We start from the raw sequence: 23,156 nt of genomic DNA, 5'->3' as shown, positions 1-23,156 counted from the left end.
ATGGTACCACTTTCATTTAAAGAAATTACGGAACGGTTGAAAACAATTGATTTTCCACCCGTGGATGTTGTAATTGGAATTGGAACGGGAGGAGTCCCTGCTGCAACCATGGTCGCTTTTTATCTGGAGGCGGAATTGCAGGTGCTCACCATGAATTACCGTGATGAGCAGAATAATCCGAGGTACGAAACTCCCCGTGTGTTGAATCAGCCTGAATGGCAACTTGAAGGAAAGCGAATTCTTTTGGTAGACGATGTGTCGGTAAGTGGAAAGACGATGAATGCTGCCCTGGAATTACTGAAGGGATTTGATGTGAAAACCTGCGCCATGAAAGGGAAAGCCGACTTTGTATTATTTCCCGATATCAAAGATTGTGTGAAGTGGCCCTGGAAACCCTAGAAACCCGCCATGCTGAAAATTAGTTGCCGGTTTCTGTTGGATTCAGCGGTTTGTGCAGATGTTCAGAATAGATGGTTCCCAACAACCTTCAGTGTTTGATCGTTGTTTTAAAATCTTCGGAATAAGCTCGTCGAAATCCTTATTTTACTATAAATTAGTTGCTTCAAATTCAGAAAATTGAAAAAAACGATCGGCTGTATACGATAAGTTTTCCACAGCCGGTGAGCTAATTCCATAAAGCAATGAAACATAGATTCACTTTTTTTCTCCGAATATCTGTCTTGACAATAGGAATATTGATTTCGTTTTCGGCGTATGCGCAGCAAACTGATCAGTCGATCCCGAAGAAACCGAAAATCGGATTGGTTTTGAGTGGGGGCGGAGCTAAAGGATTGGCGCACATTGGTGTTATCAAAGTATTGGAAGAAGCCGGGATTCGCCCCGACATTATTACCGGAACAAGCATGGGGAGTATTATCGGGGCCTTGTATGCCTGTGGTTATACCGTGGATGAGCTTTCTGCCATTAATGAAAATGCTGATTGGAAGAATTTGCTGACCGACAAGGAAGTCCTTCAGAAAGTAAGCATGGAAGAAAAAAAGGAAACCAATAAATACATCTTTGTTATCCCGATCAGTGATAATAAAATCCGGTTACCCGCGGGAATGATCGAAGGCCAGCACCTGGAGGCTTATTTTTCTGAACTGTTGTGGCCGCTTACCAGCGAGCAGAGTTTTGACAGTCTTCCGATACCTTTTCATTGCATGTCGGTCGATATCATCTCAGGCAATGTGGTTGAACATGCATCGGGCAATCTCGTGGAAGCCATTCGCGCGAGTATGGCTATTCCCACGGTTTTTACTCCGGTCGATTTGGATTCAATGCTTTTGGTCGACGGTGGTGTTGCCCGAAATTTTCCGGTACAGGAAGCGCTAGACATGGGCGCTGATATCATTATTGGCGTGTATGTGGGTTTTCCGGAGGAAGTTACCAAGGCCAAACTCAACACCGTACCCGAAATTCTTTCCCGTTCGATTGCGCTGGCGGGTATTGTCGATGCCCGCGAACAAAACGAGAAAGTGGATATATTGATTATTCCCGAATTGTACGATTACGGATCGAGCGACTTTTTGAATGGCCCGGCTATTCAGCAATTGGGTGAAATTACAGCGCGGGAAAAACTCGATCAATTAAAGGAATTGGCCGACAGTCTTGATCTTCAGTTCAAGCCTGTTTCGAAAATCAAGCAGCCACGTAGGATAAAAGTCGCCGGAATTGAAGTGGAGGGCCTGCAATTTATCGGTAAAGATTATGTGGTGTCAAAGTCGGGAATTGCGCCGGGAGATTCGGTGTCGTTCAACGATGTGCGCGAGGCTATCGAGTACATGCATGGTTCCCCGTATTTCAATAAAATTTCTTTTTCACTAAAAAAGGGTCCGGGAGACGATGATTACATTCTGGTGTTTCAGGTGAAAGAGAATCCCCGTGTGATGTTCAAGTTTACACCAAATTACGACAACGATATGGGCGTTGGGTTGGTCACCAATTTTACGCTGTTAAATGTCGTAATGCCGTCTTCCCGTTTGCTTTTTACCACACACATTGCAGAAAATCCAGCACTTCGTCTCGAGATGAACAAACTGCTGGGGAACCAGCAAAAGTTCTCGAACCACTACTTTTTTAACCTGAGCGATTACAAGCATCCGATGTTTGTTAACGGCGATGAGCTGGGCAATTATAAATACTTTTCACTGGAGGGAGGTTACGGCATTCATTATGCCCCCGGCCTTAATCATATTTTAGGACTAAATGGAATATTCCGCTACAACCGGATTTCGCCGATGGAAGATTTAAAAAGTATTTACGATGCTGCCGGATTTGCCCGACATGCATCAAAAGAATGGGGTTATAAATTCTTTTACCGCTTAAATACTACCGACGATCTCTATTTTCCCGGGAAAGGAGTCAGGTTGAATTTGTCGTTTTCCCATGTGTTAAGCACAAAGGTTAACCGGGTGGGAGAATTACATAACGAAACTGTAGATTATGTTTTGTCGGAAAACAACGGGGCGTACGCTACCATGCTGGCCGACTACAACTGGTACAAAACCATCGACGGTTTTCTAACATTCGATTTTGGATTGAACGCGGGTTTCAATACCACGGATCCCGGAGTTGGCGGGATGTTACTGCTGGGTGGTGAACGTTTTAATGCCCGCGAAATATACCGGAATATAGCGGGTTTTAATACGGCTGAGTTATTCACGTACAATATGGCTTTTGCAAAAGCAGAGCTGAATGCCCGAATTGTAAAAGGCCTGTATTTGTCAACCACACTGAATGTTGGAAATGTAAATAACACTTTTGACGGACTGGTCGATAATTTCAGGGAACCGGTTACCGATTATATTTGGGGGTATAACTTCGGTGTAAAGTACAGTTCTTTAATCGGGCCCATTCAGTTGTTGGTTGGAGGAAATAACCTCGATTCAAAAACTCGCTTTTTCTTAAGCGTGGGTTTTCCCTTCTAGTTTTTCTTTCAGAATAAGATGGATTTCAAAAAGTTGGAGGGTAAAAAATGAACAAGTTTTTTTATTAATGCGGGGAATCTATTATTTTTAGTGCGCTTTCTGTAAAAATGGTGAAAGACAAAAACCAATTAACGACATATAAAATGAAAAATAGAAGAGACTTTCTTAAGATTTCTGCGGCCGGAGCTGTTGGAGCTGTAATTCTTGGGCCAACTGCCTGTACTACTGCGGTTGCTCCCGATAAAAAAAGCTTTGGCGTAGGATTGCAATTATACACCATTCGCGATGCCATGGCTGCTGATGCTCCGGGGGCGCTGAAAAAAATGTCAGATCTGGGCTATAAATACGTAGAGATGGCATCTTATTCCGATGGTAAATTCTATGGCATGGCTCCCAAAGAATTCCAGAAAATTGTGGAAGATCTTGGAATGAAGATCGTAAGTAGCCACACCAGTGTTGAAGCGGAAGGAATTACCACGGCAAGTGCGCAAAAAATGGCAGATGCACATGCTGAAATTGGCGTAGAATACTGTGTTCAGCCCTGGATTGAAGAAAAAGACAGGAACGTGGAAACCTACAAGCGCATGATTGCCGAATGGAATAAAGTCGGTGAGATCATGAAGAATGTTGGGATTCAGTTTGGTTATCATAACCATAACTTCGAATTTTTACCAACCGATGGAATGGTTCCTTATTACGATATTTTCCTGAAAGAAATGGACGCCGATCTGATCACCATGGAACTGGATTGCTACTGGGCAACAAAAGCCGGACAGGATCCTGTTGAAATGTTCGATAAATATCCCGGCCGTTTCCAGTTGCTGCACTTTAAAGATATGGCAGCTGAGGTAACAACACCATTTTACACCGTCGATAAAGATGATATCACATCAGTTGGTTCCGGACTTATCGATTTCAAACGTATTTATGCTGCACGCGAAAAAGCAGGCATGAAATACTTCTTCGTGGAAGACGATAACCAGGGGAACGGAAAACCTTTTGAAGGAATTGGAGCAAGCATCACTAATCTTACTACCAAGATTTTGGTGTAAAGTAGATTGTAAAAAATAATGGGAGCCGGTTCTGAAAGGAACCGGTTTTTTTGTGTTTAATTTTGACGTGCATTCCATGAAAACGATAGCGGGAAAGAAAAAGGAGGGAGAATGGCTCATTTATTCTTGTATCCCGATTGAATGAAGATCGTAAACAAACCTGGTAGTTTTAACCGAAATGTATGGGATTCGATTGACTAAAATGCCGGGTGTCTGTGAAATCGCTAGTGAGATAGTGGAGAGTAAAGCGTGTGATAAAAAGGGAATATAACAGGACAGTTCTTTTTGGGTGGATTGATAAATTTGACCTAAGGCTTGGCGATTGACTCAAAATAAGCTAAGTTCAACAAGGTTTAGCGTTTTCAAGAACGTGTACAAAAGATTCTAATTATTATACCAGAAAAATGAAGGTACAGATGACGATAAAGGTATTTCTGACGAGTTGCCTGTTTTTACTTATGGCTTGCAGCCGAGAAGAAGACGTTCAAACTCCTTCGGACGATATTCTGATTAACCAGATCGGTTATGTCTCCTCATCTTCCAAATACGCGTTGTTGCGTATCAAATCCGATAATTTTCAGATTAAAACCAGTGAAGGGAAGGTGGTTTTTGAAGGTGAAACCGGTCCGCCTGAGTACTGGGAATTATCGGGAGATTCAGTCCAATTAGCCGATTTCTCTGATTTTACTACTCCGGGAACCTACGTTTTATGTGTTGGAGATTCGGTTTCCTATCCATTCAAAATTGCTGACCGTTTGTACGGAGAACTGGCCGATGCTGTATTAAAATCATATTATTATGCCCGTTGCGGAGTGGATCTGGAGGAACGCTATGCCGGTAAATGGCACCGCAAAGCCGGGCATCCCGATACTTCGGTGGTGGTGCATGTTTCTGCTGTTGACGCATACCGGCCCAAAGGAACCATAATTGCATCATCGGGCGGATGGTACGATGCCGGCGACTTTGGAAAATACGTTGTAAACAGCGGAATTTCTACTTATACTTTGCTGCTGAGCAGTCGATTAAACAAAGAATACCATCAGGCTCAGAACCTGAATATTCCCGAATCGAATAATGAATTGCCTGATATTCTCGATGAAACATTGGTAAACCTGAAATGGATGCTGACCATGCAGGATCCCAACGACGGAGGGGTGTATCACAAGTTAACAACCAAAAATTTTGTGGGTTTTGTAATGCCTTCGGAAACCAGCGATCAGCGGTATGTTGTTCAGAAAACTACTGCTGCAACGCTCGATTTTGCTGCAACCATGGCTTATGCATCCCGCGTTCTAAGTACATACAGTTTAAATGAACTGGCAAATGAAACCGCTGCAAGTGCAGAAAAAGCGTGGCAATGGGCGCTTCGTCACCCGGATATGGTTTACGAACAGCCCGGAGATATTTCGACCGGTGCTTATGGCGATAATAATTTAGAGGATGAATGGTTTTGGGCAGCTGTCGAAATGTATCTGTTGACAGAAAATGACCAATGCCTTCAGAAAGTTCAGAATGCCATTCAACAACCGGGCACACCCACATGGAGACGGGTAAATACATTGGGGGTGATTTCCTTACTGACTTCCGAAAAACGCCGTGATTTTTCCAATATAGAGCAGGATTTTCTTTCGTACGCCGATCTTTTACTGACCAAAGAGGAAGAGTCGCCATACATTGTCAGCATCGATCATTTTGCCTGGGGAAGTAACTCCGATGTGGCCAATGAGGGTATGCTGAAATTGATTGCTTTTCGCTTAACCGGGGATGAAAAATACCTTGCTTCAGCCCGGAATGACCTGGATTACATCCTCGGTCGAAATGCAACCGGCTATTCCTTTGTAACTGGTTTTGGTTCCAAGTCGCCAATGCACCCGCACCAGCGGATTTCCTCTGCCGATGGGGTGGAGGCTCCCATGCCGGGTTACCTGGTGGGTGGTCCGAATACAAACGTGTTTACCGACTGCGATCCGGATAAAGTGCAGCGAAGTCGCTTCCCGGCCAGTTCGTATGTGGACGAGGAATGCAGTTATTCGACCAACGAAACGGCGATCAACTGGAATGCCCCGTTGGTTTTTCTGGTTTCTGCGTTAGATGGCATTGATCGGTAGCTTGTTTTGTCTTTCAGCAAAGTCACGGTTTTTTTCTAACGGACAATAAAGAAATGATTCTTTAGAAAAGCGAATTACATTTCCACTGTTATTCCTTTTCCAGAAAGCTGATAAATTTTTTCAGGGTATTTACTTCCGGTTCACGGGCGCAAGCTGATGATACCCATGTTTTTAATTGCTTGCCCGGTTTGCTGATTAATAAAAACTGAGTGCCATCATCAAGCGTCTTTACAAAGTCTGCCGGATCATACATTATAGCCGCTCCAAGCTCTACAATTTCAGCAGCCACATCTTCGGGATGAACTCCCCATGCGGCGATAAGTCCTTCTTTTTTATAAATCTCTTCGCCTTTGTGGTAATTCACACCGGTTACAAATTGCACCGGGTCATCGGTTAAGGCAAAAGCTTCCACCTTGGCATTTCTTTCACCTGAATAGACAGTAACACGTACCAGTACATCAATTTTTCGTCCCATGTAGGACACATCTTCCGACAACATTTCCATGTACGAACAGGTTGGTTCTTTTACAACACGTGCTGTACGGTTCGACACAGGATTCAGTTTTATCACTTTTTCGCCGTCCCAAAGACGAACTCCGCCCAAACCAACTGTTTCTCCCACTTTGTAGTAGTCGGCTCCCCAGCCTTCTTTTTGCTCTTCTGCGGTTGGATACCATTTTTTTGCCTGCAATTCAAGCTGAGGTCTGGCTTTTGAATACACATCGATCGCTGCTTTTTCGCTAAAATAAATGCGTAATGCCATCCACTCATTTTCGACTGCAGGACCGTGATGCCCGATGGTTTTGTACAGGTCGCCCGATTCTGCGCTGATTTCAGCCTGTTGTAAACTATCGGAGTGCATAAATAAACTTACATCGGTTTTATTTTGTGCCTGCGCCAGAATAATAAGGAGGGCAGCAAATAGTACTATGGTTATTCGTTTCATTTTAAAGCGTTTGAAATTATTTGTTTAGTTCGATGGCAGCCATAATTAGAGGGGCCACGCCTTTGGGATCGTTCACCACTTTTTTTTCCGTAATGTAGTAATGGTAATCGGCTTCACGATAAGGATTTCCACCTAATCCGCAACCTCCGATGGTATTGTTGAGGTTGGGGTACCCGTCTTCGCCCTCGGTAACCAGGTTTTTAATAAGGCTGTCGAAACAGGTGTCGGCGGTTTCAAGGTAACTCTGATCGAGCCAGCCCGTTTTTGCACCTTTTGCAAAAGCGTAAATAATCATCGCCGATCCCGATGCTTCGAGGTAATTTCCTTCGCGGCCTCCCATGTCGGGCACCTGGTACCATAATCCTGTTTTCGGATCTTGCACCTTAAGCAGTGCTGCACTTAGGTGATTCAATATTTCAACCAGTTTTTGGCGTTCGCGATGATTTTCAGGAAGGAACTCAAGTACATCCACCAACGCCATCATGTACCAGCCGGTACCGCGGCTCCAAAAAGTGTTTCGATTGGCCGGTTTCGGGATTGCACCAGCGTTCCTGTTTGCTTTCGTCCCAGGCATGATAGATAAGACCAGTAACCGAATCAAGGGTGTGTCTATAAACTTCTTCGAGCTGAAATGTTGCTTCGTCATACCATTGGGATTGATCAAAAACCGTGGCGTAACGCACTAAAAACGGTTGAGCCATATATAGTCCGTCGAGCCACATTTGATAAGGATACATTTTTTTTGTGCCAGAATCCGCCGGAGTTGGTGCGTGGTTGTCCTTCCATTTGATGAACCAGCGTTTCCACTCCGAGTTTGTATTTTTCATCACCGTAATCTTCGTACAACGAAATCATGCTGTTTCCCTGCCTCACCCGGTCGATGTTGAAATCCGAAGTTTTATGTCCGTCAATTGTTCCGTCGTCGTGCAAAAAATAGTCGATGTAATCCTTCAAATATTGTTCGTATTTCGGATCGGTATTTCTGAGTTTGTAAATCGCATCGCCAAGGATGGCATAATCGTATTCATATTATGGCTTGTCGCGTAAATAATAGATCAGGCTGTCGGAGCGGTGCATTGTGGCATCGGCAACACGGATTGCCCAGGATATCTCTTTACTGGTGTTTTGCTTTGGACCGAACAGCCCAAAAACAGGATGATAATGAGCAGTGGGACAATATATTTCATAAGTTCTTTTGATTTGTTGCAAAGCTAAATAACCTGTTTTTCAATCGGCAGTTTATTTGTATCAATTTGCGTGACGTTTTTCCCAAACACCGGCGTTCAGCCCCAAGACAAAGAAATCTCAATGTAAAAGATTTTTTAAATCGAAATGAAAATTCACCGGGATTAAATGATTGTTTTTACTTTTGTATTCAATTAAATGAATGAACGTTCATTTATTAATGATAGTAGAATGGCACGAATTACAGATCAAAACAAAATCCAGCGCTTAAAACAATCCACCATGAAGCTGGTGGTGGAAAAAGGTTTTGGAGGAGCTTCGGCTGCGTTGATCAGCAAAGATGCACAAGTGGCTTCGGGCTATTTCTACATGCACTACAAAGGGAAATATGAAATGGTGAATTCCATTTTGCAAGAAGTGTATGCCGAAGTGCTGGTTCATTTTGAAGATCTTATTCAGCATGGATATTCGTTTTGGGAAACGGTCGAAAAGATTGTTCGTCACTTTATCGAAATTGCCAATAACGAGCCGGTGAAGATCAAATTTCTGTATGTGCTGACCAATGATTATAGTTTTTTGCTGGACAAGGAGATCAAAGAGAATACCTACCGGATTATTAACCGATTACGTGAAATGGGGCAGGCTTCGGGAGATTTGGACGAAAATATTTCGGACAATGATTTGTACCTGATTATGCTCGCCACCATTTTTCAATACATCAATTTGCATTTTAAAAGAAACGAAACAAGTATTCAGGAAAAAGAGACGATACATCTTTTATACCTGATTAAGAAGTTATTAAAATAGATGCCATGAGGACGAGTATTTATATGTTATTTGTGTGGATTATGGTTGTGGGCGTTGCCGGAAGTGTTGCCGGACAAACCAGTACGCCGCAAATGATGAGTTTTGAAGAAGCTTATCAGATGATGGAGCAGAACAACCCGGGATTACTGCGGATGAAAGAACAGGTGAAGCAGAAGGAGTTTGAGCAAAAGGCGAAACGCGGCCTTCATTTGCCAACTGTTTCACTGAATGCCGAAGCGGTAACCATGTCCGATCCTTTGCATCTGGATCTGACTCCGGTACGCGACGCCATTGTTCCGTTATACAATACCTTGGGAACTTATGGTGTGTTTTCGGGTGTGCCTAATCCCGATCCGGCCACCAACCAGGTGTTGCCCGTTTTACCCGATAATATGAGTACTGCTGCTGTTCGCGATAAACTACTCGAAGCCGGTCAGGAAGTTCAGGCAGGTGACTGGGACCGAATGATCCAGGAGAAAAATTTTGCAAGCGTTTCGGCAGGCTTTGTCTGGCCCATTTATGTCGGCAGTAAAATTCAGGGAGCCAACGAAGCTGCCGGGGTAAATCTTGGAATCAGCAAAGAGGAAGTTCGGGTGGAGCAGGGGGCCTTGCTTACCGAGTTGGTGCAACGCTACTACGGACTGGAGCTGGGTTTGCAGGTGGTGAAAGTTCGTGAGCAGATGCTGGAAAGTATGGACAAGCACTACCAGGATGCTCAAAAGATGTTCGACAATGGTATCATCGCCAAAGTGGAACTTCTTCATGCACAGGTTGCACGGAATGAAGCCGACCGTGAATACAAACAGGCAGTCAGAAATCTGGACATTATCCGATCGGGTTTGGCAGCTACACTGGCAAATGATTCGCTGGAAAACTTAACACCTTCCAGCCATCTTTTCATCAACAAAGAACTGGAGGGTTTGTCCGGATGGATTTCGAAAGCCAAACAGGAAAACCCGATGTTAAAGCAAATTCAGGGTAAAAAAGAATTGGTGAATATTCAGCATAAAGTGGAAAAACGCAATTATTTGCCTTCGGTTGCCGCAATGGGAAATTACAATCTAATCGACAAAAATCTTTCGCCTTACATGCCCGACTGGCTGGTTGGCGTAGGAATGAAATGGACCTTGTTTGAAGGCATGAGCCGGAATAATAAAATACACGCCAGCGAAACGCTGCATAATCAGGTTGAATTCGCAGAACAGAAAGCACACAGCGACCTCGAAGCCTACTTAACAAAGTTGTACCAGGAACTTCACATGCAAATGGAACAGAAAACAGAACTGGAAACCACGCTGGAATTGGCAAGCGAATATGCCGCCAGCACAGAGAAAGCGTTTAACGAAGGATTTGCTACTTCTACCTCGGTTGTGGAAGCTTACACAAAAGTAGCCCAGGTAAAAGCATTGCGTTTAAAAGTACTTTACGATTACGATGTGGCGCTGGCCCGCTTTCTTCAGGCTACAGGAACTCCCGAAGATTTTACGTCGTATTGTCGCGGAGAGAATTCAGTATTGGAATCATTATAGAAATAGAAAAATAAAAAAATAAAAGCGATGAGTAAAAAAGCACTAGCCTCTCTGTTTGTATTGGTCGCGATTGTAGCATTTATTGTTTACACGCTGATTGTGGTACTAAAACCCGAGCCAATTATTTTACAGGGCGAAATTGAAGCAAAAGAATACAACGTTGCTTCGAAAGTACCGGGCAGAATTCAGGAAATTGCGGTAAAAAAGGGACAGAAAGTGGAGAAAGGCGATTTTGTTTTTTCCATTAGCAGTCCGGAAATTGATGCAAAACTGGCCGAAGCCAATGCTGCCCGCATGGCCGCCGATGCCCAAAGCCGGAAAGCAAAAAACGGCGCTCAGAAAGAAGACATCGAAGCGGCTTACAGCACATACATAAAAGCCGAAGCTGCAGCCCAGTTCGGAGAAAAAACCTTTCAGCGTATTTTGAATCTGTACAACGAAGGTGTTGTTCCTGAGCAACAGCGCGACGAAGTTGAAACAAAAATGAAAGCGGCCCGCGAAACAGCCAATGCGGCAAAAGCCATCTGGCAGAAAGCCGAAAAAGGTGCACGCGAAGAAGACAAAGCAGCTGCCGAAGCGCTTGTTAAACGCGCTGACGCCGCTATCGAACAAGTTCAGTCGTACCTCGATGAAACTACAATCCACTCGATTGCGAAAGGCGAAGTTTCAGGAGTGAATGTGGAAGAAGGCGAATTGGTTTCAACCGGATTTCCGGTGGTGAATGTGATGGATATCGACGATATCTGGGCCACTTTGTATATCCGCGAAGATTACCTGAGTCATTTTAAAATGGGCGAAACATTTACAGCAATGATCCCCGGACTGGAAAATCAGGAGTTTCAGTTTAAAGTAACTTACATCAGCCCGACGGCCGATTTTGCGCGTTACAACGCCACTAAAACTTCGGGTGAGTTCGACTTGAAATCTTTTGAAATTGAAGCCCGTCCGGTAACCAAAATTCCGGGGCTGCGTCCGGGAATGACCGCCGTGGTTCGTTTGTAAAATCATTTGAAAATGACCAAGCTGAAAAGACATCCGATATTTATGGTGATGGAGCGTGAGGCCGAAAGGATCAAGCACAATCCTGCGTATCGTTTCCTTTTGTTCCTGGGGCCGATGATCGGTATTTTCCTGCTGTTTTTTATTTTCAGACAAGGGGTGGCGCGTGATTTACCCATTGCAGTGGTCGATCAGGACAATTCCAATCTATCTATCAAATTACGGAATGCACTGGAGGCTTCTCCCGATATGGCAGTGGTGGCATCGCCTGCCGATATTTTTCAGGCACGCGAAATGCTCGAAAGTGCACAGGTTGATGCAATCGTATTGCTCCCTTCCGGCCTGGAGAAAAGAGTTTACAACGGAGTGGAAGCTGTTGTGCCGGCCTACATCAACGGCACCAATGTGCTGAAAGGAGGTATTATTCAACGTTCGGTGCTGAAAACCGTTGGAACAATTTCAGCCGGGATTCAGCTAAAAAAACAAATGCTGGACGGAAAGAATGAAACACAGGCGATGGCCCGGATTATGCCGGTTGAACTGCGACAACATATTTTGTTTAATCCGTATGGAAACTACAATTACTTTCTGAATTCGGCCATGATGAACATTATATTGTACCTGTTTGCATTTTTGTCGTCGATTTACACCTTCGGAAACGAACTGAAAAGAGGCACCGGCCGCGATTTGCTGGAAACCAGCAATTCGAGTGTCAGGTTGGCCATTGCCGGGAAAATGTTTCCGTACACTGTAATTTTTACAGGATTTGCCATGCTGATAAATGTACTGCTGTACGAATTTGGCGGAATGCCAATGAACGGTAGTTTTTTCCTGATCCTGTTCGGACAACTGGTTACTATGATCACTTACCAGTTGCTGGGCGTTTGGCTGGTTGCGTTGACTTTCAACCTGCGTTTGTCGCTGTCCATTGCCAGCGCTTATTCGATGATGGCTATAACCTTTTCAGGACTTACCTTTCCTTTTGAAGGGATGCCAATGGTTGCACGGGTTTTTGCTGCTGCTTTTCCGTTTACCTGGTGGGAAAAGCTTTTTATTTCGCAGTCGCTGCGCGGTGCCCCGGTAGGAGAGGCTTTGGTTTACATCTGTTATATCTTGATTTTTCAGTTGCTGGCCTTTACCGGATTTAAGTTATATAAACGTCGCCTGAGCGAAGAAAAATACTGGGGAAAAGCATAAGATGAAAACGGAAAAAGAAAATAGTCCGAGAAGCCTGGAGCTGATTGCGCTTCATTTTATACAGGAATTGCGCGAGGTTTTTGCCGACAAAGGTGCTTTACTGATTTTGGTTGGCGCGATGATCATGTATCCGCTCATATATTCTATTGGATACTCGGGCGAAGTGCTGACTGAATTGTCGTTTGGCGTAGTTGACCTCGACCAAAGCAGCATGAGCCGCCAGTACACGCGAATGCTTGATGCCACCAACGAACTGGATGTTAGTTGCAATCCTTCCAGCCTGGATGAGGCCGAGAAACTATTCATGAAAGATGAGATAAAAGGCGTGTTGCTGATTCCGAAAGGTTTTGGAACTGAAATATTAAACGGGAAGCAGGCGCATGTTTCGGTTTATGCCGATGGAAGCTATTTCCTGAAATACAAAGCTGAAATTCTGGCTTCCAACCTGGTGAATTCTTATTTTAATGCCGGTGTTGCGGTGCAGCGCTATATGATCGAAGGCAAGTCGTTTGATCAGGCCGTGGTGGCCAGCAGCCCGATCAGTACACACACGCATATTCTCTACAATCCCAATGCTTCTTATGGGAGTTTTGTAATGCCGGGTATAATTCTGATTATCATTCAGCAAACCTTGCTGATTGGAATCGGTATTTTAGGTGGATCATTTTCAGCATCGAAAAAAACACCGTTTTTGCTACCGGAAGACCGGCGCGGACGGGAGGTTCTTCCTTATTTACTTGGCAAAACCGGGGCTTACATGCTGGTTTCGTTGTTCAACGTGGTGCTGGCAGTAATTTTGGTACACCACTGGTTTAACTACCCCGATAAAGGAAGTATCCTGCATATCATGATGTTGCTGTTCCCGTTTTTACTGGCGACTATTTTTCTGGGGATTGCACTTTCAACCCTATTCAAACACCGGGAATCATCGATCGTTTTTATGGTATTTCTGTCACCCATTGCTTTGTTTTTAAGTGGAATTTCGTGGCCCGTTTCGGCCATGCCCGAATGGCTGGTGGTGTTGTCTAAAATATTTCCCGGAACAACTGCTATTCCCGCGTATCTGCGTTTGAGAACCATGGGAGTGGAGATGTCTGGTATTCGAAACGACATGATTGCTCTTTATATTCAGGCGACAATTTATGCAGTATTTACACTGGTGTATTTTTACCTGCATGTGTATGCCGATAAAGTAAAAAATGGAAGTAAACCAGCGTCTGATTCAATTCAAACGTGAAGGAAAATAATCCAGAACTTAGGCGCAATTTAGTTTGTATTTAGTGGTTGAGCAGCGTTTTTTGCTTCAAGGCTTTGATAAGCGGTTTGAGTTGTTTGTTGCTATTCGCCAGGTTCTTAATGCTCTCCGATTGTGTTTTGTTGAGCCTTACTTCTTTTGTTAGTAATTGCTGCAGAAAGGTTTGATACAATTCAGGGGTGAGTTGACTGCCGTTGTTACAAAATATTCTGATGATCAGTTCATTGTGCAAAGAACCCCTTGAGTCAATATTTTCAGCCAGAACTTTCCCCAGTTTGTTTGAAGTCAGAGCTCCATCCAACCGCCGTAGCAGGCTTTTTTGTGCGTAATAATCAAGACTCGGCATAATCGTGACCATCGAATCCTGAAAACTTTCCGAACCAACTACTTTGGGTGGAAGTTGCTCCAGTATGTGTTGCGCAAGATATCCTTTCCTCTCGCGCAAAAGCTTTAGTATTTCAGGCAGGTAAGTAACGAATTCTTCTTCGGTAAGTCTGCCGGTTAAGTAGTAGGCGGCTTCCATTTCGCCTGAATCAAACAAACTTTTCAGAAGAATAGGGTTAAAATGCCTTTGTGTGTTATTTTTGATACTGTCGGCAACAACGCCGTGTGCAATGTGCCACAAAGTATAACAACTGTACACTGCTCCCGGAATTACTTCATTTTTAATGGCAGCAATAGTGGCTCCTGTGTATCCGTCAACCGTATCTTTTTTTACTTTCACCACCAGGTCTTTACGTTTCATTGCCAGAAAAGCGGGTTCATTGTTCAGTAGTAGCCTTGAAAGCGTATTGTAGTCGGCCTCGGTAAACGGTTTGTGATCGAGTTTTGTCAACCCCCTGCCCGGAAATACTTCATACTTTTGATACCTGCCCAGTACGTCCCAGTAAAATTCAAGTTCAACCGGGTAACAGGTTGTATCTTCACAAACCGGGGAAAAAACATAGGCTTTGTATCCGCTTAATACCGAATCCTGCCCGAAAAGCGCAATTACTTCAATATCGATCGAATCTTCGGTTAAAAAGTGAAAAGCCGGTTGTTGGTTGTGGCTGAATTTACTTTTGAAGGATGAAAATAGCAGCGCGATAACCGCAATCCACACGATCACCACGCTGCTATTTCTTTTGTTTAAATTCATTCAAATTAGGATTCTGATGTTACTCCTCCATCAACGTTCCACCCATGTTGTAGGTTTGTTTGTTGGGAAGGCTGGCATCTCCGATGCCTTTGTCCATGAGTTTCTCCATTTGGGCAAAATAATGTTGGTAAACACCCCGGGGAGTGGTTTTCTCTTTTTTGCAAATCGAAGCGGCCATCCCGATTACTTCTCCTTCCATTCCGATGGTACGCATCAATCGTGTTGTGCCAAGTGCAACATGCGAAACACTGATATGGCGCCCTGCCATCAGCAGGTTTGAAACATTTTTGGAATACAGGCAGCGGAAAGGAATCGGGTAGGGATAAATTTTTATATGTTTTGCAATGGAACGAAAAGGTGCATCAGGAAACAACTCTGCATTTTCAGGATGCGGATAATGTAAGTCCATTGTCCAGGTGGTTGGTGCAGTGCCATCGGGATAAACCGTTCGGTTTCGCAAATCATTTTCATTCAAAACATAGTCACCAACCAAACGGCGGGTTTCGCGTTTTCCGGCAATAAAAGCGACCCATTGCAGTTGTTCGTCGGCAAATTTGTCTTTTACCGTTGAATGATTTTTGATGTATGCCCAATTTGAAAAAACCACCAGCATTCCATAGTCGCGAACACGCTCAAAATCTTTTGTCTGATCGATACCCATTCCGGTTTCCCAATCCCAGTCTCCCCGGGTAAGGGCGTGCGATTTTTCTTCGTTTATTTCAATGCCCCATTTAATATCGGGGAAAGGAGCCGGTTTTTCCTTTTTATTTGAAAACCACTGAACGGAGGCCCCCATAGTAAGATTGTCGGAAACTTCGGGGGCAGTTTGTTCACCAAAAACATCGCGGTTTTCGCGGCCCTGCATAAATTCCGCTCCGGCCAAAAAACCAATGGTTCCGTCTCCGGTACAATCAGCAAAAAGTGGAGCTTTGAAAATAAAGCGTTCACCGGTAATAATACTTTGAGCAGTAACTGCAGCAATCTTATTTCCTTCCATTTTCACTCCGTCAGCATTACAATTCAGGAACAAAGTGATGTTTTTTTCTGCCAGCACAGCTTTTAGTTTTTTATCGTCTTCGTAATAATCTTTAGGTTGTGCATTTCCTCCCTGTTCCGGGCCAATTTCATTCACCAGGTTTCCGAGGTTGGGCCAGGGTTCTTGTTTAATTCTTGCACCCAAATGAACGCGTACCTCCGAACTGTTGTTTCCTCCGAGTACCGGTCGGTTCTGAATGAGTGCCACTTTTACACCGAGTCGTGCAGCTGAAATGGCGGCACACACGCCACCCATTCCTCCTCCAACAACCACAAAATCGTATGTCCCTGCATTTTTGGGTTTATCCGGGATTCCAAGCATTTCGTGGCGATATGCCGATAAATCATTTAATTCGTTAACCGGTTTGAATTCAGAGTCGGCAGAAAATATGAGTGCATCACAGCGCCCGTTAAAACCGCTTAAGTCGTGAAGTGCAATACTTGTTTCTTTTTGAGTTATTTCTACTTCTCCGCCTTCGATCCAGTCCCAGTCACTTTTTTCGGTACCAAATGTTTTGTTTACAGGTTTTCCGTTGATCAAAACCTGGAACCTTCCGGGAGCTTCTGCATCCGACCATTGTGCTGCCCAGTTTTTTGTACGAACAAACAGGTAATATTTGCCTGTCTTGGGGAACTTAACGATGGTTTCGGCATCTTTTCCCGGAATGCCCATGCCGTGTGCCATCAGATAAGGCGAGCCCATCTCATTTATAAATTGCTGGTCGATCACCCATCCGCCGGTGTTTGAAAAGCTTTCAGCTTCGATAAAAACTGACGTTTTTTGAGCAGAGAGCACAAACGAAAAGAATATAAACGCAATTAAAAAAGTGTATTTCATCGTGTTATTGTATTGGTGATTATTCATAAATAGTTTCGTCATTTCAGTATCTTCTTTTTAGTTTTCATTATTTAGATATCCATGTTTCAAAAGAAATTGATCTGTTAACTTTCGAATGGTATAAAATTCATCTGTGAGGTCTTTTGCATAATAAAAAATTGGGTGTCCTGCCCCTTCAATCAGATGTAATTCGCATTCAACACCATTCTCTTCCATTTTTGCCCTAAATTCTCTTGCTGTTTTCACAGGAATCAGCGGATCTTGGGTTCCCAAAACAAACAAGGCAGGCGGTGTCGCAGTATCAATGTTATGTAGGGGCGAAATCTCCAGGTACCGGCTCTTTATGATCTCGGGTCCATATCCTTCTTCACTGTTATCTATTACCGGGTAATAAAGTAGCATCAAATTGGGTTTATAATTGCTTAACGCACCCTTATGCGTTTCATTTAAGGTTCCGATCGCCGCAGCCAAATGTCCTCCCGCAGAAGAACCTGCAGCCACTATTTTGTCAGGATCGATGTTTAATTCTTCGGCATTGGCACGAATCCATCTTACTGCGTCTTTTGCATCTTCCACACTTTCAAAAGGCGTTGTATGATTCAGGTACTTAATGCGATAGTCGGCAGCAATAGCTACAAATCCTTTTGATGCGTAATAATCACATTCGCGATAAAATTGCAGAGGTGTACCTAAACTCCAGCCACCTCCAAAAAAGTATACGATGACCGGATATTTTCCCTGATTGTTCGATTTTTCAGGCTTAAAAATATGCAGATCCAGATTTCCCTGTTCTGTAGTTTTATATGGTACAATTTCAGGGTGAAAAGAATTTTCCGGTTCAGGTAATACTTGTTTTAGCCGTTCGAACCAGGCATCTGCCATAATTTCGGCTCCCTCGGGATTAGGATGAACTTTATCGGCGATACTGTGCTTTCCCCAATTGAATTTTTTCGACTGATCCACTAAAGTCACGTTGGGATTCTTCAGGTCAGCAAGCATTTTTTCAATTTGCTGGTTTAACTCCGGGATATAAGAATACTTAGGCAGCTTTCCGCTTTCAACTACTTTTGCTACCAGAATTTTTGCATCGGGATTGATGGTCAGAATTTTCTCGATTATTGATTTTTGGGCATGAATAATCCCATTCACCGGATTTTCGGTATTAAAATGGTTGTGCCCCGAATGAAGCAACACAATATCGGCCGGATATTCACGATAAATACTGTCGATTTGTTTTTTTAGAAACTCTGCATTTTCCCCGCTAAAACCACAGTGTTTAATTTTTCCAATACGAGAGTTGCTGCTTCGCGGCCCAATAAAATCAAATTTATAACCTGCGGTAAAAAGACGTTTCCACAAAGGGAAAAGATACGAGTGGAAAGTTTTGCCTCCCTCGGTAATGGAATCGCCCAACCCGAGAATCGTTATTCGTTTGGATTCAGCTTTTTCAGGTCCTGCCTGTTTGTTTGCATTGCATGAGCAAAAACCCAATAGCCCGATCAATAAAATAGAGATCAGAATCCGAGAATTAGCTATTGAATAATTATTTCGTTGCATATACACCAAACAAATTCAGGGATTACTCATTAATCTTCAATCACATATTGGTATAAACAGTATGAAAACTCGTTAGGTAGTTCAAACTGTATCTCTCTCCTTGAATTTGGAGTTGCTTTTATCTTATCGCCGGTTCCCAAAACAGGAGTTAAAACAACATTTTTACCGACAGGTAAGTATGTTTCCATTAAGCAGGAAGCTTCTTTGTTCTTTTCCCGAAAAACCAATAAGTATCCGTTCCTATCGTCTTTTACAGACTGAAAACCTGTCCAGCCAAAGCCGCCTGGCTCCTCTCCAATGGGAATAATATCTCCTGAATGAATATCAGCCTGAATGCTTCTGTATTTTTTTATTACAGATCCGATTTTCATGGCTTCGTCAGGCAAGCCGGTCCCTTCAAACCAGGCTAGTGGCTGAGCCATCATTGTAATTGCAAACTGGTACTCGAATGGAATAGCATTGGGTGCAAGTGGGTCATTCTCGCCATAAACAGCTTTGTTACGCCATTTATTCAGAAATTCAATCTGAAAATTCCGTGAAGGCACATAGGCCGACAGTTGCCACAAATTGCGCAAAGTCCAGTGAGGGTAGAAGTTTCCCCAATCGGTATAGCGGTTTTCGAGGAAAATATTTCCGTACGAATTCATGTAATGGTACCCGGTTCGGTTTCCTGCAGTGGCATCGAGGTTGATGACAACGTCCCCTTCAGATTCAGTTGCAACTTTATCAAAAAGCATGCGCAAACGATGATCAGCAAGCTTATCGGGCAACATTATCCCGTCAATTTTAAAATATCGTATGTTATAAGTGTTGTATAAATTCAGAATAATTTCGGCATCTGTTTTCCAGTTTTCGTAACTGTTGTGATTACTGGGATGAAACCAGAGCCCCAGTTCAATATTTTTTTTGCGGGCATATTCGACTATTGGATTAAAACCGTTTGGCAGTCGTTCGGCATGAGGTTTCCAGTCTTCTTTCGACCACGAATCCCACTTATTTCCGCTGGCTTGCGCCGAGTTCTGTGATAATCCCTGTTGCCAACCATCGTCAACCTGAAAATGTGAAATACCCAATTTTTCGCAAGCGCCCAGCTCTGCTTTCAAAAAGGACTCACTAATGCTTGCATCTTTATTTCTGTCGCCCCAGGTATTCATCATAATCATATCATCTCGTTCAGCAACCGTTTTCCGAACAGACCTTTGATAGGTATGTAAAGCATGCATAAAACCAAGTTCTGGACTATCATAAACGCCAACTACAGTTCCGTACAGCTTTACCCACTCACCTTTAATTAACGATTGGGTTGAAATACCTGCACCGGCGACACTTATCGCATTTCGGGTTGATTTAAAATCATAGCCCAGATAACTTAATTGCACAAACGAACAAGGCGCTTCCTTCAGAATAAAAAATCCGGGTTCTTCAGCCTGGGGAGAAGAAACTTGCAATAGATTTCCTTTCAGCCCCAGGTCACTTCTGAACGCCAGTGCCTCCTCCTCTTTTACCAGGTTATTGTTATGATCGGTTCTGTCGAAAAACTCAACAGCTTTTAAATGCGGATACTTAATAACCGAATTAATATTCTCAAGTTGGATTGGAGTTTGTAGGAATGCCGCGGCTTTTCCCAGTTCCGAATCCTGATCTACCCACAGATAATTTTCGCAGGAAATGGCCGGTACATTTTCATAGATCCGGAATATCCGTTTCAATTTAAAACTACCGTAATCAAGCAAAACTTCGGCTGTGAGATGAGCGTAGTTCAAATTGTCTTCGGCAACCTTTTCTGTTTTAAATGATGATTCTTTAACTGAAAAATTCTTTGTAGTGCGAAATACCGGTAGATTCGACTGCACCAGTAGCTTTTTCCCACTTCTTACATCAACCAAATCGAGCGACAGTAATTCTCCGTTATTCCACAAAAACTGTCTTTTTATCATTGAATTTGAAAGCGATAGTGTATCGTTTTTCAGGAAAGCCTGTGTTTGGGCTTTTGCATCTGTAATGCAAAGCATGAAAAACAAGGTACCGAGCAATATAGTAAAAGCATCTTTTTTATTTTGGGATAAAATTCTCATTATTAATAGTTTCAATTGGTCTGTTAATAAGCCTAAGTAACAAAATATCTAAGTTAAACCATCACTTTATAAAAAATTTCATAGAGGCACTTAATTCACCTTGTGTAAACCGTGCAAGTAGAACTTTGTCTGACATTGATTGAGCATTATAATGCCAGGTTACAAGTTGATTACCCTTTAAAAAATGGGTTTCGATGAAGGCCATTTTTTCCCCCTGAAGATTAAAAATTTCCAGGTTCCCTTTCCCGTCCAGAGCATCAATATAAAATCGTACTTCGGTATTGTTTGCACAAACTGAACGGATTCCTGTTTGCTTTTCATATATATCAGATGTTCCGGTTACGATTTCTTTCACCAACGAGATTGCATCAACAATAACGTGGCCATCGGTATTTTCGGGCGAAATGGTAACCTTACTTTCTTTTGATGCATCAAAATAGTAGCTTCCCAGGTTTAACCAAACTCCGTCGTAATTCTGCTGATTTACTAAAACCCGCGTTAAGCTGTCGGCATGTAAAATATCGTAAGGAGTGTTTGATGCACGGTTCTCTCCACTTGTATAACGGGTATATACAGTATAATTTCCAGATTCTTGAATATTAAGGTGAAACACTACCGACTTTTCTCCTTTTCCCTCATCGTTGTCATGCATGTAGTTGCTCCCGTAATATGTATTGTTATATGTGCTGTTTACCCAATCGCCATAAACATCAACGCCAAAATCGGCATTGTCATAAATCATTCCTCCATCAGGAATCGACTGATCGATACCGACCATTTGTTTTAGTTCATCCAAATAATTTTCGTGAACATCACGAGGTGTTGTATTGTACTTTTTACATAGTGCTGCAGCGCAGCCTGTTGCCACCCCCATTTGTCCGACAGTATTCATCACCCTGGGACTTCCTAAACCAACATGCGAGGCACTAAGGCATCTTCCGGCCATCATTAAGTTCTCGAAATCGGCCGCAATGAAACTCCGAAATGGCACATGATATCTGTTGATTTGGGTAAAGTATGCTTTTGTAAGAAAATCGTAGGTTTCAGAATTTGGTAAATGAAGATCAATCTCGCGTTCTTCCACAACCACTGCATCTTCAAAATCGACTGAATTTCTCACATCCTTTTCCGTTAAAATGTGTTCGCCCACCAGCCTTCTCGACTCTCGTTTTCCCATAATGTGAGCAACCCAGTCAAGCTTAAGGTTCTCATTTCCCGGCTTTTGTTTTTCGTTGTAAAAGGCGCCATAAATTGCCCTTAAAAGGTGGTCACGTATGTGTTCGGCGTCGGCAAAAGGATTCAGGCCAATTCCATATTCCCAAAACCATTCGTTTTGAGCTGCAGAATAATCTTTGGCAACGTCCATTGCCCATGGAACTTCGGGGAATGGTTGCACCACAGAATCATTCTTGCTCAAAAATAACAAGGTACTCCCCATCATTTTATTATCGGCGGTTTGCGGAGCAAGAGACTCATCAAATTCATCGGCCGCCTCACGACCCATCATAAATCGGTTTCCGGCCCAGTATCCGATCCAGCCGTCACCGGTACAATCGATAAACTGATTTCCTTTAATCCGGCTCTCCTCTCCGCTGGCAATATGTTTTACATCAATAGAATTAACAATCCGCCCGGTGGTGTTTACTCTAAAGGCGCGGGTTGATAGCATTAAAGTTATTTTCGGTTCGCTTTCTATTATCCGGTGTCTGTTTTCGGTACTTTGAGCAGCCAGAGGTGAGCCATTAACATAATGCCCGGTGTTTATTTCATCAACAATGCGGTAACCGGACATTCCTATTGTATGAACGCGTACTTCCCCGCTTGCATTACCTCCCAATACGGGCCGGTCCTGAATTAAAACCACAGAGCAACCTTCCAGGGCTGCAGCTAAGGCAGCAGAAGATCCTGCCATTCCACCCCCAACAATAACAACATCGTAGGTACCTGCCAGAGGCGGACTGTCGGGAAGGTTATGTATCTGACGACACCAGGAATCTAGTTCCTCCTTCTGGTTTGGGGGAATAAAATCAAGATCAGTTGTGAGGATAATTGCATCGCAACGTCCGTCGAAACCGGTCAGATCGACCAGTTCAACGAATATACTATCTCCCGAAAGATTTTGGGTCCCTCCATCCACCCAGTTCCAGTCTTGATTAATGCCAAATGTTTGCTCCAACTGAACATTATTGACTTTCAATTTAAATAGTCCCGGAGTTTGTTCATTTTCGGGAACCCAGTCCTTGGTTCGAACCCAAATTCGGTAGGCCCCAGATGCGGGTAGCTTTAGTTTTGTGCTGGCATTTGCAACCGGTGTGCCCATCCCGTGAGCCAGTAAATAACTGCTTCCCACTAGATGGGTAAACTGCTGATCTACAACCCAGCCACCTGTATTGGAAAAGCTTTCTGCTTCTATTAGAATTGTTTCGGCTGACTGCGATCGCACAGTTCCGGAGAAAAGCATAATGACTAACAGTGTGGCAAAAGTTCTCATAATCAGTTTCGAAA

The 23,156-nt window shown here is 43.4% G+C and carries 17 protein-coding genes; 9 read left to right on the top strand and 8 right to left on the bottom strand.

Going from position 1 to position 23,156, the window contains the following annotated elements; all coding sequences use genetic code 11:
* The 4 genes from MR764_RS07375 (at position 1) to MR764_RS07360 (ending at position 6,090) form a co-directional block, all read left to right on the top strand.
* Complete coding sequence (locus MR764_RS07375; protein ID WP_247978763.1) at positions 1-399, top strand: phosphoribosyltransferase; 399 nt, start codon at positions 1-3, stop codon at positions 397-399.
* A gap of 281 nt (positions 400-680) precedes the next feature.
* Complete coding sequence (locus MR764_RS07370; RefSeq protein WP_247978762.1) at positions 681-2,930, top strand: patatin-like phospholipase family protein; 2,250 nt, start codon at positions 681-683, stop codon at positions 2,928-2,930.
* Positions 2,931-3,073: 143 nt separating this feature from the next.
* Complete coding sequence (locus tag MR764_RS07365) at positions 3,074-3,982, top strand: TIM barrel protein (protein ID WP_247978761.1); 909 nt, start codon at positions 3,074-3,076, stop codon at positions 3,980-3,982.
* A gap of 404 nt (positions 3,983-4,386) precedes the next feature.
* Positions 4,387-6,090, top strand: coding sequence for a glycoside hydrolase family 9 protein (locus tag MR764_RS07360; protein ID WP_247978760.1), 1,704 nt, complete (start codon positions 4,387-4,389; stop codon positions 6,088-6,090).
* 88 nt (positions 6,091-6,178) lie between these two features.
* On the opposite strand, the gene MR764_RS07355 is transcribed toward MR764_RS07360, so the two are convergent.
* The 3 genes from MR764_RS07355 to MR764_RS07345 are packed head-to-tail and all read right to left on the bottom strand — an operon-like array spanning position 6,179 to position 7,990.
* Positions 6,179-7,036, bottom strand: coding sequence for a DUF4861 family protein (locus MR764_RS07355; protein WP_247978759.1), 858 nt, complete (start codon positions 7,034-7,036; stop codon positions 6,179-6,181).
* A gap of 16 nt (positions 7,037-7,052) precedes the next feature.
* On the bottom strand, positions 7,053-7,682 hold the full coding sequence (locus tag MR764_RS07350) for a glycoside hydrolase family 88 protein (protein WP_247978758.1): 630 nt from the start codon (positions 7,680-7,682) through the stop codon (positions 7,053-7,055).
* Between the two features lie 14 nt (positions 7,683-7,696).
* The gene (locus MR764_RS07345; RefSeq protein ID WP_247978757.1) at positions 7,697-7,990 is read right to left on the bottom strand and encodes a glycoside hydrolase family 88 protein; all 294 of its coding nucleotides are present in this window, start codon (positions 7,988-7,990) and stop codon (positions 7,697-7,699) included.
* 462 nt (positions 7,991-8,452) lie between these two features.
* Between MR764_RS07345 and MR764_RS07340 the strand changes: the two genes are divergently transcribed.
* The 5 genes from MR764_RS07340 to MR764_RS07320 are packed head-to-tail and all read left to right on the top strand — an operon-like array spanning position 8,453 to position 13,990.
* Entirely contained in the window at positions 8,453-9,028 is a 576-nt protein-coding gene (locus MR764_RS07340; protein ID WP_247978756.1) for a TetR/AcrR family transcriptional regulator, read from the top strand.
* A gap of 5 nt (positions 9,029-9,033) precedes the next feature.
* Positions 9,034-10,557: a TolC family protein gene (locus tag MR764_RS07335; RefSeq protein WP_247978755.1), complete on the top strand. Its 1,524-nt coding sequence runs from the start codon at positions 9,034-9,036 to the stop codon at positions 10,555-10,557.
* Positions 10,558-10,584: 27 nt separating this feature from the next.
* Complete coding sequence (locus MR764_RS07330) at positions 10,585-11,559, top strand: efflux RND transporter periplasmic adaptor subunit (RefSeq protein ID WP_247978754.1); 975 nt, start codon at positions 10,585-10,587, stop codon at positions 11,557-11,559.
* 12 nt (positions 11,560-11,571) lie between these two features.
* Complete coding sequence (locus tag MR764_RS07325) at positions 11,572-12,753, top strand: ABC transporter permease (RefSeq protein WP_247978753.1); 1,182 nt, start codon at positions 11,572-11,574, stop codon at positions 12,751-12,753.
* Between the two features lies 1 nt (position 12,754).
* Positions 12,755-13,990 carry an ABC transporter permease gene (locus tag MR764_RS07320; protein ID WP_247978752.1) on the top strand — a complete coding sequence of 412 codons (1,236 nt, stop codon included), beginning with the start codon at positions 12,755-12,757 and terminating at the stop codon, positions 13,988-13,990.
* Between the two features lie 40 nt (positions 13,991-14,030).
* On the opposite strand, the gene MR764_RS07315 is transcribed toward MR764_RS07320, so the two are convergent.
* From MR764_RS07315 to MR764_RS07295, 5 genes are all read right to left on the bottom strand, one after another.
* Positions 14,031-15,146, bottom strand: a complete 1,116-nt coding sequence (locus tag MR764_RS07315) for a hypothetical protein (protein ID WP_247978751.1) — start codon at positions 15,144-15,146, stop codon at positions 14,031-14,033.
* A gap of 19 nt (positions 15,147-15,165) precedes the next feature.
* Positions 15,166-17,061, bottom strand: a complete 1,896-nt coding sequence (locus tag MR764_RS07310; RefSeq protein WP_247978750.1) for an FAD-dependent oxidoreductase — start codon at positions 17,059-17,061, stop codon at positions 15,166-15,168.
* 15 nt (positions 17,062-17,076) lie between these two features.
* Positions 17,077-18,576 (bottom strand): alpha/beta hydrolase fold domain-containing protein, encoded by a 1,500-nt coding sequence (locus MR764_RS07305; protein ID WP_247978749.1) that lies wholly within the window; start codon positions 18,574-18,576, stop codon positions 17,077-17,079.
* 29 nt (positions 18,577-18,605) lie between these two features.
* A complete protein-coding gene (locus MR764_RS07300; RefSeq protein ID WP_247978748.1) occupies positions 18,606-20,651 on the bottom strand; it encodes an alpha-galactosidase in 2,046 nt (681 codons plus the stop codon).
* 61 nt (positions 20,652-20,712) lie between these two features.
* The gene (locus tag MR764_RS07295; RefSeq protein WP_247978747.1) at positions 20,713-23,142 is read right to left on the bottom strand and encodes an FAD-dependent oxidoreductase; all 2,430 of its coding nucleotides are present in this window, start codon (positions 23,140-23,142) and stop codon (positions 20,713-20,715) included.
* Between the last annotated feature and the right edge of the window lie 14 nt (positions 23,143-23,156).

Source organism: Maribellus sp. YY47 (genome assembly GCF_023111095.1).
GTDB lineage: Bacteria > Bacteroidota > Bacteroidia > Bacteroidales > Prolixibacteraceae > Draconibacterium.
Note: the sequence above shows the minus strand (reverse complement) of the source record. Positions and strands in the feature narration are given on the sequence as shown.

Bases quoted from the DNA above. Each gene is read 5' to 3' on its own strand.
- MR764_RS07375 (WP_247978763.1), top strand. From the start codon at position 1: ATGGTACCACTTTCATTTAAAGAAATTACGGAACGGTTGAAAACAATT.
- MR764_RS07365 (WP_247978761.1), top strand. From the start codon at position 3,074: ATGAAAAATAGAAGAGACTTTCTTAAGATTTCTGCGGCCGGAGCTGTT.
- MR764_RS07360 (WP_247978760.1), top strand. From the start codon at position 4,387: ATGAAGGTACAGATGACGATAAAGGTATTTCTGACGAGTTGCCTGTTT.
- MR764_RS07355 (WP_247978759.1), bottom strand. From the start codon at position 7,036: ATGAAACGAATAACCATAGTACTATTTGCTGCCCTCCTTATTATTCTG.
- MR764_RS07350 (WP_247978758.1), bottom strand. From the start codon at position 7,682: ATGACGAAGCAACATTTCAGCTCGAAGAAGTTTATAGACACACCCTTG.
- MR764_RS07340 (WP_247978756.1), top strand. From the start codon at position 8,453: ATGGCACGAATTACAGATCAAAACAAAATCCAGCGCTTAAAACAATCC.
- MR764_RS07335 (WP_247978755.1), top strand. From the start codon at position 9,034: ATGAGGACGAGTATTTATATGTTATTTGTGTGGATTATGGTTGTGGGC.
- MR764_RS07330 (WP_247978754.1), top strand. From the start codon at position 10,585: ATGAGTAAAAAAGCACTAGCCTCTCTGTTTGTATTGGTCGCGATTGTA.
- MR764_RS07325 (WP_247978753.1), top strand. From the start codon at position 11,572: ATGACCAAGCTGAAAAGACATCCGATATTTATGGTGATGGAGCGTGAG.
- MR764_RS07320 (WP_247978752.1), top strand. From the start codon at position 12,755: ATGAAAACGGAAAAAGAAAATAGTCCGAGAAGCCTGGAGCTGATTGCG.
- MR764_RS07315 (WP_247978751.1), bottom strand. From the start codon at position 15,146: ATGAATTTAAACAAAAGAAATAGCAGCGTGGTGATCGTGTGGATTGCG.
- MR764_RS07310 (WP_247978750.1), bottom strand. From the start codon at position 17,061: ATGACGAAACTATTTATGAATAATCACCAATACAATAACACGATGAAA.
- MR764_RS07305 (WP_247978749.1), bottom strand. From the start codon at position 18,576: ATGCAACGAAATAATTATTCAATAGCTAATTCTCGGATTCTGATCTCT.
- MR764_RS07300 (WP_247978748.1), bottom strand. From the start codon at position 20,651: ATGAGAATTTTATCCCAAAATAAAAAAGATGCTTTTACTATATTGCTC.
- MR764_RS07295 (WP_247978747.1), bottom strand. From the start codon at position 23,142: ATGAGAACTTTTGCCACACTGTTAGTCATTATGCTTTTCTCCGGAACT.